10 protein-coding genes are annotated in these 7,669 nt (G+C 69.6%); 7 read left to right on the top strand and 3 right to left on the bottom strand.

Annotated elements, in window-relative coordinates:
- Together ABDW35_RS27300 and ABDW35_RS27295 are read left to right on the top strand one after the other, a co-directional pair.
- The coding region (locus ABDW35_RS27300; protein ID WP_343717007.1) for an accessory factor UbiK family protein at positions 1-402 on the top strand (402 nt) is incomplete at its 5' end.
- A 190-nt stretch (positions 403-592) separates the two neighbouring features.
- Positions 593-1,102 carry a YbjN domain-containing protein gene (locus ABDW35_RS27295; protein WP_343717006.1) on the top strand — a complete coding sequence of 170 codons (510 nt, stop codon included), beginning with the start codon at positions 593-595 and terminating at the stop codon, positions 1,100-1,102.
- Between the two features lie 106 nt (positions 1,103-1,208).
- On the opposite strand, the gene bdcA is transcribed toward ABDW35_RS27295, so the two are convergent.
- Both bdcA and ABDW35_RS27285 read right to left on the bottom strand, forming a co-directional pair.
- Positions 1,209-1,919 carry an SDR family oxidoreductase gene (gene bdcA / locus ABDW35_RS27290; protein ID WP_343717005.1) on the bottom strand — a complete coding sequence of 237 codons (711 nt, stop codon included), beginning with the start codon at positions 1,917-1,919 and terminating at the stop codon, positions 1,209-1,211.
- A gap of 83 nt (positions 1,920-2,002) precedes the next feature.
- A complete protein-coding gene (locus tag ABDW35_RS27285; protein WP_343717004.1) occupies positions 2,003-2,302 on the bottom strand; it encodes an EthD family reductase in 300 nt (99 codons plus the stop codon).
- 526 nt (positions 2,303-2,828) lie between these two features.
- Here ABDW35_RS27285 and ABDW35_RS27280 point away from each other — a divergent pair.
- From ABDW35_RS27280 to ABDW35_RS27265, 4 genes are all read left to right on the top strand, one after another.
- Positions 2,829-3,779 carry an AraC family transcriptional regulator gene (locus ABDW35_RS27280; protein WP_343717003.1) on the top strand — a complete coding sequence of 317 codons (951 nt, stop codon included), beginning with the start codon at positions 2,829-2,831 and terminating at the stop codon, positions 3,777-3,779.
- Between the two features lie 79 nt (positions 3,780-3,858).
- Positions 3,859-4,311 carry a cupin domain-containing protein gene (locus tag ABDW35_RS27275; RefSeq protein WP_343717002.1) on the top strand — a complete coding sequence of 151 codons (453 nt, stop codon included), beginning with the start codon at positions 3,859-3,861 and terminating at the stop codon, positions 4,309-4,311.
- 13 nt (positions 4,312-4,324) lie between these two features.
- Positions 4,325-4,906, top strand: a complete 582-nt coding sequence (locus ABDW35_RS27270) for a dienelactone hydrolase family protein (RefSeq protein ID WP_343717001.1) — start codon at positions 4,325-4,327, stop codon at positions 4,904-4,906.
- A gap of 198 nt (positions 4,907-5,104) precedes the next feature.
- Positions 5,105-6,136, top strand: coding sequence for an aldo/keto reductase (locus tag ABDW35_RS27265; protein WP_343717000.1), 1,032 nt, complete (start codon positions 5,105-5,107; stop codon positions 6,134-6,136).
- 15 nt (positions 6,137-6,151) lie between these two features.
- Here ABDW35_RS27265 and ABDW35_RS27260 read toward each other — a convergent pair whose 3' ends face one another.
- Positions 6,152-6,634, bottom strand: coding sequence for a hypothetical protein (locus ABDW35_RS27260; protein WP_343716999.1), 483 nt, complete (start codon positions 6,632-6,634; stop codon positions 6,152-6,154).
- 197 nt (positions 6,635-6,831) lie between these two features.
- Between ABDW35_RS27260 and proC the strand changes: the two genes are divergently transcribed.
- A complete protein-coding gene (gene proC, locus ABDW35_RS27255; protein ID WP_343716998.1) occupies positions 6,832-7,626 on the top strand; it encodes a pyrroline-5-carboxylate reductase in 795 nt (264 codons plus the stop codon).
- The last annotated feature ends 43 nt before the right edge of the window (positions 7,627-7,669 follow it).

Below are 7,669 nucleotides of genomic sequence, written 5' to 3'. Positions count from 1 at the left end.
ATGCCGCCTGCGATGCCCTTCGACACCAAGCTGATCGACGATCTGGTCCGCGTCGCGACCGGAGCCTTCGGTGCCGTCGCCGGCGTGCGCGAGGAGGCGAGGACCCGCCTGCGCGAGCAGTTCGAGCATGTGCTGTCGCGGCTCGACGTGGTGACCCGCGAGGAGTTCGAGATCGTCCGCGCCCTGGCCCAGCGGGCGCGGGAGGAGCAGGAGCTGTTGGCCGCCCGGGTCGCGGCGCTGGAGGCGGCGGCTCAGCCGGCGCAGCCGGCAAAGCGCGCGGCGGCCCCGGCTGCCGCGAAGGCGGAGGGGGCCAAGCCGTCCCGCAAGGCCAAGGCTGCCCCGGCCGAGTCTCCGGCCCCGGCCGCTGCGCCGAAGGGCCGCAGGCCTCGGGCCAAGGTTTAGGACTGAATTTCGTCACAAATCATCCACAACTTTTATCGCAGCAGCGGTGCATATCGGTTGCGCCTAACAAGCCCTTGTGCGACCGTTGTCTTGGAAAGGCTGTAATGGGTAAAACCACTACACATTGGGTATTGGCCACGTATGAGGGGCATAGATGTGCCACCTCACCGCGGAACGGGAGCGGAGGATCATGACCACGGCGTCCCAGACCTTCGAGGAATCCGCCTTCACCCAAAACCCCCTCGACACGCTCGAGGAAATCGTCAGCGCCAATGATTGGAGCTTCGAGCGGGCCAGCAACGAGGAGATGCTGGCCGAGGTCGCCGGCCGGTGGTGCAGCTATCGCCTGTTCTTCTTCTGGCAGGAGGAGATCAGCGCCATGCAGTTCTCCTGCCAGTTCGACCTGAAGGTGCCGGAGAAGAAGCGCCGCGACGTGGCGGAGCTGCTCGGCATCATCAACGAGCGGATGTGGCTCGGCCATTTCGACGTCGACTCGGAGGAGCTGACGCCGATGTTCCGGCACACCACGCTGCTGCGCGGCGCCCAGGCGGCGAGCCAGGAGCAGCTGGAGGACCTGGTCGACATCGCGCTGACCGAGTGCGAGCGCTTCTACCCGGCCTTCCAGTTCATCCTCTGGGGCGGCAAGAGCGCCAGCGAGGCGGTGACCGCCGCGATCCTGGACACCGTCGGCGAAGCCTGACGCGCTTCGGCCGATGCGGCCCTGACGGCAAGCCCGGCTTCGCGAGAAGCCGGGCTTTCTCGTGCCGGCCGACGCTCCGGAAGATATGGGCTCTCATCGCGGCGGCTCAGGCGGCGAAGCCGCCGTCGATCGTGTGCATGGCGCCCGTGATCCCGCGCGCCTGCGGGCCGGCGAGATAAAGCGCCAGGGCCGCCACTTCGTCGGCGGTGCCGTAGCGCTTGATGGCCATTTCCGCGAGCATGCCAGCCGCCCGCGGGCCTTCGGCCGGGTTCATGTCGGTGTCGGTCGGGCCAGGCTGGATCACATTGACCGTGATGTCGCGGGGGCCCATGTCGCGCGCCAGGCCACGCGCCATGCCTTGCATCGCCGCTTTGGTCATCACATAGGCCGCGAGCCCGGTGAACGGCATGCTGTCGGCGGTGTCGGACCCGATGATGAGGATCCGACCTCCATCGGGCATCATCCGCGACGCTTCGACACTGCCGAAATAGGCGCCGCGAACGTTGACGTCGATCATCCGGTCGACGTCGTCGGCGACGAGCGTCAGCGGATCGCCGAACACCAGCAGACCGGCATTGTAGACGAATATGTCGATCGTCCCGGCGTCGCGGATCGCCGCGATGAGCGCATCGCGTTCGCCGGCATCCGCCCGGAGCGCCTGCGCGCCGGTTTCGGCGGCCAGCGCGATGGCCGCATCGGCAGAGGCGGCATAGGTGAACACCACTGCTGCGCCGGCTGCAGAAAAACGCCGCACGATCGCGGCGCCGATGCCGCGGCTGCCGCCAACGACGAATACCTTGCGATTGGAAAAATCCATCGTGCGTGTCCTTTGAACGCTGGAGGGAGTCTGTCTGTCGACGGCAGTCTGCGACCGCCCCCACCGTCAGCGGCGGCCGGGCGTCAGAGCGGGGTGCCGATGCTGCGGGACACGGTGGCGTCGGTGAAGCGGGGGACGTCCGCCATCACCGCCGCTGTCTCGGCGGATGCGAGCGCCGCGCGCAGCGCGGCCTCATCGCGAAACCGGTAGATCCCCACGGAGACGTCCGCTGCATCGGCGTCGCGGGGGAAGAAGGCGGCGGCGCTTTCCAGCCCATGCCGCCGCCAGCACGCGAGCGCCAATGGCAGGTGAACGTCGACGTAGTAGTCGCGATCAAAATATGTGCCGCCGCGGCAGGTCACTATCATCGTCACATTGGTCATGGACGAGCATGTGGGGCGATCGAAATTGATCGCAAACTCACAGAAATGTGCTTTCGCCGTTCAATTATGTGGGTGGCGGCGATGTTGGGTGATATCCGAATTTCTCTCGCTGTGGTGGGCATGGGCCCGGGTCAATTCATCCCTCTGAACCGCCTTCCGCCGGGGATGTGGCCGAACCGCATGGCTGGCATTCCGGAGCGGCGGCCAGTGTTCTGAGGCTTCTCGGCATTTTTCTGAAAGGGCCGGACTTTTCTGGAATACCCGGCATCGGGAGTCGTGACTCTTTGCACAGGCCGGAGTGGCGGGGCATCGGCTTGGCCGGACAGCCGGTTGCCGGGCTCGGGTCGGGACAGATTCCCGGTTTCCGGCCAAAGCTCAGGATCGGCCGATGACCTGGGAAAGACCGCCGATATGGCGCCGGGCGGGCCGGGCGCCGATACGGCACGGCCGGCCTGAACCTCGTCCGACGGCGCGGCCCCGGGGCGCGTCTCGGAAACGACCCGTGTGCCCGGCTTCGGAGCGCGCCATGCCCATTCTCCCGGATTCCCGGTCCGTCGACGGCAGCCCCGGATCCTGGCCGCGGCCGGAGTTCCTGTCGCGGCGAAGGGCCGAAGGGCGGCGGAACGGCTACAACCTTCTCGACGTCATTCCCCAGCCCGCGGGGCCGCGGATCGCCACGCCGCGGGGTGGCGCGTTCCATTCGATCCGGCCGCCGGGATCGCAGACCTTCCTGGCGCAGGACCATTGCGCGGGCATCGTGCTCGCCCCCACGCCCCGGATCGGGGCGACGCTCGGCAGCGACAGGCCCCAGATCTTCGACGCGCCGACCGGGATGATCGTCCTCAACCCGGCGAATGTGGACAGCAGCATGGTCTGGCCGACCACCCGGGAGAACGCGATCATCGCGGTGACGCCGGAGAGCCTGTTCGAACTGGCGGCGCAGGAGTTCGACGCGGGCGGCGTGGAGCTGCAGCCGCCGCCCTTCGGCACCGTCGATCCCTGGGCGCTGCAGATCGCCCAGATGCTGAAGGCGGAGCTGAACCAGCGCGAGGCGCCGAATGAGCTGTATGTCGATTCGCTGATCACCGTCTTCGCCGTCCACATGCTGCGCCAGTATTCGAGGGTGCGGACGCCGCCTCCCGCCGTCCAGGGCGGGCTGTCCCGTCAAAGTGCCGGGCGGGTGCAGGATTTCCTGGCCGACAACTTCTCGCGCAAGCTGTCGGTGGCGGAGCTGGCGGCGATCGCCGGCCTGTCGCCGCGCCGCTTCATCCAGGCCTTCACCCGGACCTTCGGCGAGCCGCCGCACCGCCATATCGTCGGCCTGCGGCTGTCCTTCGCCGAGAAGTTGCTGATCCAGGGGGAGCTGACGATCGCGGAGGTCGCCTATCTCAGCGGCTTTTCCAGCCAGAGCCACTTGACGGCGGCAATGCGGACCGAGCGCCAGACGACGCCGAGGGCGATCCGCGCCGCCCGGTGACGGGCGGCGCGACGATGGATAGGCCCTCTGCCGGGAATCGTGCTACGCCGGTTTCCGTGCTGATCGGTGGGAGGATGCCATGCCCAAGATCGACATCGCCGCCGTGCCCGAGCGCCAGGGCTCCGGCTATCCGCATCCCTTCGACGCGCCCTGCGCCGACCGCATCCGGCAGCGGCTGGGAAACGCCGGCGGGCTGACCGATTTCGGGGTCAACCTGATGCGCCTGCCGCCGGGCGGCTGGTCCAGCCAGCGCCACTGGCATTTGCACGAGGATGAGTTGGTCTATGTCCTCGAGGGCGAGCTGGTGCTGATCGAGGATGGCGGCGAGACGGTGCTGCGCGCCGGCGACTGCGCCGCCTTCCCGAAGAATTCCGGCAACGGCCACCACATGATCAACCGGTCGGGCGCCGTGGCGGTGTATCTCGAAATCGGCTCGCGCTCGCCCGACGACGTAATCACCTGCTCCGATGTCGACATGATGAGCCCCAGCCGCGACGGCCGGTTCCTGCACAAGGACGGCACGCCCTACTGACCCGGAGGTGACGATGGCCGAGGTCCTGATGTTCCACCACGCCCAGGGGCTGACCCCGGGGCTGCGCGCCTTCGCAGACGAGCTGCGCGCCGCCGGCCACACCGTGCATGCGCCCGACCTGTTCGACGGTCGCGTCTTCGGCAGCATCGACGAGGGCATGGCCTATATCCACCAGATCGGATTCGACGAGTTGCGGGAGCGCGGCGTCCGTGCCGCCGACACCTTGCCGCAAGGCCTGGTCTATGCCGGCTTCTCCTTCGGCGTGCTGCCGGCGCAGAAGCTGGCCCAGACCCGGCCGGGCGCGCGCGGGGCGCTGCTGTTCTACTCCTGCATCCCGATCAGCGGCGACTGGGCCTTCGGGCCCTGGCCGCAGGGCGTGCCGGTGCAGATCCATGGCATGGATGCCGACCCGGTCTTCGTCGGCGAGGGCGATATCGACGCGGCGCGCGAGATCGTGGCCAAGGTGCCGGATGCCGAGCTGTTCCTGTATCCGGGCGACCAGCACTACTTTGCCGACAGCTCGCTGCCCTCCTACGACGCGGCAGCGACGGCGCTGCTGACCCGGCGGGTGCTGGAGTTCCTCGGCCGGGTTTGACCTCCATCAGGATTGTGCTCCCGATCCGATCAATCGGATCTGCACAATCTATTTGTTGGATTTAACCAGGCGTTCCATTCTGGTTGCGATCCACCGGCGCGGCAGGCGGCCGGGTTTCCTGTTCTGCTCTCCAGACGATGGCGGCTCCCGGCCCTGGCGCGGGCGTCAGCCCTCGACCATTCCGACGGGAGGAAGACCATGGAGTATCGCAAGCTCGGCAACAGCGGCGCCGTCGTCACGGCCTGGTGCCTCGGCACCATGACCTTCGGGAAGGAGTCGGACGAGGCGACGTCCTTCGCGCTGATGGACGACTATGTCGAGGCCGGCGGCAATTTCCTCGACACCGCCGATGTCTACAGCGCCGGCGTGTCGGAGGAGATCATCGGCCGGTGGCTGAAGGGCCGGCCGGGCATCGCCCAGAGCCTGGTGATCGCCAGCAAGGGCCGCTTCCCGATGGGGCAGGGGCCGAACGATCTCGGCCTGTCGCGCAAGCATCTCGGCGCGGCCCTCGACGCTTCGCTGCGGCGGCTGGGGGTCGAGCAGATCGACCTCTACCAGATGCACGCCTGGGACGCGCTGACGCCGCTGGAGGAGACGCTGCGCTTCCTCGACGATTCCGTGCGCAACGGCAAGATCGCCTATTACGGCTTCTCCAACTTCCTCGGCTGGCAGCTGACCAAGGCGGTATGGCTGGCCAAGGCGAACGGCTATGCCCCGCCGGTGACGCTGCAGCCGCAATACAACCTGCTGGTCCGCGACATCGAGCACGAGATCGTGCCGGCCTGCCTCGACGCCGGCATCGGGCTGCTGCCCTGGTCGCCGCTGGGCGGCGGCTGGCTGTCGGGCAAGTACAAGCGCGACCAGGCGCCGACCGGCGCCACCCGGCTGGGCGAGAACCCGCAGCGCGGCATGGAGGCCTATGACGCCCGCAACGCCAAGGCGGCGACCTGGGCGGTGATCGGCGCGGTCGAGGACATCGCCAAGGCGCGCGGCGTCAGCATGGCGCAGGTGGCGCTGGCCTGGGTGGCGGCGCAGCCGGCGGTGACCTCGGTCATCCTCGGCGTCCGCACCCGCACGCAGCTGGCCGACAATCTCGGCGCCGCGGCGCTGCGGCTGACCGGCGACGAGATTGCGACGCTGGACGCGGCCAGCAAGCCGCAGATGGCGGAGTACCCCTACGGCACCGGCGGCATCAACCAGCGGAACCGCAGGATCGAGGGCGGCCGCTGACCGGCGCCGGCCCGGCTACTTGCCCAGGGCGACGCTCTGGGCCAGCAGCTGGTTGCGGATCTCGACATGCGGGAAGCCGACCACGGTGACCCGGCGGCCATTGGCGATCTTGCCCGGCTGGTCCGGCGGCACCACCACGGTCCAGGCCTCGGTCGGGGTCTGCAGCCGGAACGAGGTGATGCCGTCGCGGTGGGCGACGCCGCCGATCCGCCCGGTCACGGTGATCGGCGAGTTGGTGGCGTAGTTGCGCGCATCGGCCGGTCCCGTCCCGCCCGCCACGGCGGAGACCGCGGGATGGCGCGGGTCGGGCGCAACCGGCGACCGGCGCGGCTCCTGGACCCGGGTGTCCGGCGGCACCGGGAAGGGCATCGCCTTTTCCGGCACCGTCGCGGGGGCCGGGGTGGTGGGCTGGACCACGGTGGTCTGGGCCCAGGCCGGGGAGGCGGCCACCAGGCCGGCGAGAAGGGCGGCGCTCGCCGCGCGGGTGAGGGTGAGCATGGTTCGCGCTCCGTGGTTCGGCGCCGGGCAAAGCCGGCAGCCCGGCATGTATGCCGCAGTCTCCGGCGGCGCCAGGGGCCGCGCACGTTAAGAAATGCAAATGTTCCGTCCAGGTTCCGCTTCGCTTCCGTGAAGGCGCTTGCGCCGGCCCGCAGCGGCGCCATGATGGCGCGTCTCGACGGAACGGGGAGCGACAGGTGTCGGATCTGCTGCTGGTCGGCTGCGGCCGGATGGGAAGCGCGCTGGTGAAGGGCTGGCTGGCGGGGAACGCCGCCGACCGGATCTGGGCGGTCGAGCCGGCGGAGCTCGGTTTGGCCGACCCGCGGCTGCATCATGTCCGCGACGTCGCCGGGCTGCCGGCCGACCTGGCGCCCGAGGTGGTGGTGCTGGCGGTGAAGCCGCAGATGATGCCGGAGGCGTTGCCCGCTTATCGCCGCCTCGTCCGGCCCGGCACGCTGTTCCTGTCGATCGCCGCCGGCCGCACCCTGGCCTGGCTGGAGCAGGGGCTGGGAGCCGAGGCCGTGGTGGTCCGCGCCATGCCGAACACGCCGGCCGCCATCGGCCAGGGCATCTCGGTACTGGTGGCCAATGCCGCGGTGACGCCAGGCCAGCGCAAGCGGGCCGAGACGCTGATGCAGGCCGCCGGCCAGACCGCCTGGATCGAGGACGACGCGCTGATGAACGCCGTCACCGGCGTCTCCGGCAGCGGCCCGGCCTATGTCTTCTACCTGATCGAGACGCTGGCCGAGGCCGGCCGCGCCGCCGGGCTGCCGGCCGATCTCGCCGCGCAGCTGGCGCGACAGACCGTGGTCGGCGCCGGCGCCCTGGCCGGGGCGGCGACCGACACCCCGGCCGAGCTGCGCATCGCCGTGACCAGCCCGAAGGGCACCACCCAGGCGGCGCTGGACGTACTGATGGCGCCGGACGGGCTGCAGCCGCTGATGACCCGCGCGGTCGCGGCGGCGACGAAGCGCGGCCGGGAACTGGCCTGATGGGCAGCAGCAGCGAGCGCGTCGCCGCGGCGCTGGCGGCAGG

The organism is Inquilinus sp. (assembly GCF_039594555.1).
Lineage (GTDB): Bacteria > Pseudomonadota > Alphaproteobacteria > DSM-16000 > Inquilinaceae > Inquilinus.
This window is presented reverse-complemented; position numbering and strand designations above follow the sequence as displayed.

What these genes read in the sequence shown, in the direction of transcription:
- ABDW35_RS27295 (WP_343717006.1), top strand. Translation starts at nt 593, where the DNA reads ATGACCACGGCGTCCCAGACCTTCGAGGAATCCGCCTTCACCCAAAAC.
- bdcA (WP_343717005.1), bottom strand. Translation starts at nt 1,919, where the DNA reads ATGGATTTTTCCAATCGCAAGGTATTCGTCGTTGGCGGCAGCCGCGGC.
- ABDW35_RS27285 (WP_343717004.1), bottom strand. Translation starts at nt 2,302, where the DNA reads ATGACCAATGTGACGATGATAGTGACCTGCCGCGGCGGCACATATTTT.
- ABDW35_RS27280 (WP_343717003.1), top strand. Translation starts at nt 2,829, where the DNA reads ATGCCCATTCTCCCGGATTCCCGGTCCGTCGACGGCAGCCCCGGATCC.
- ABDW35_RS27275 (WP_343717002.1), top strand. Translation starts at nt 3,859, where the DNA reads ATGCCCAAGATCGACATCGCCGCCGTGCCCGAGCGCCAGGGCTCCGGC.
- ABDW35_RS27270 (WP_343717001.1), top strand. Translation starts at nt 4,325, where the DNA reads ATGGCCGAGGTCCTGATGTTCCACCACGCCCAGGGGCTGACCCCGGGG.
- ABDW35_RS27265 (WP_343717000.1), top strand. Translation starts at nt 5,105, where the DNA reads ATGGAGTATCGCAAGCTCGGCAACAGCGGCGCCGTCGTCACGGCCTGG.
- ABDW35_RS27260 (WP_343716999.1), bottom strand. Translation starts at nt 6,634, where the DNA reads ATGCTCACCCTCACCCGCGCGGCGAGCGCCGCCCTTCTCGCCGGCCTG.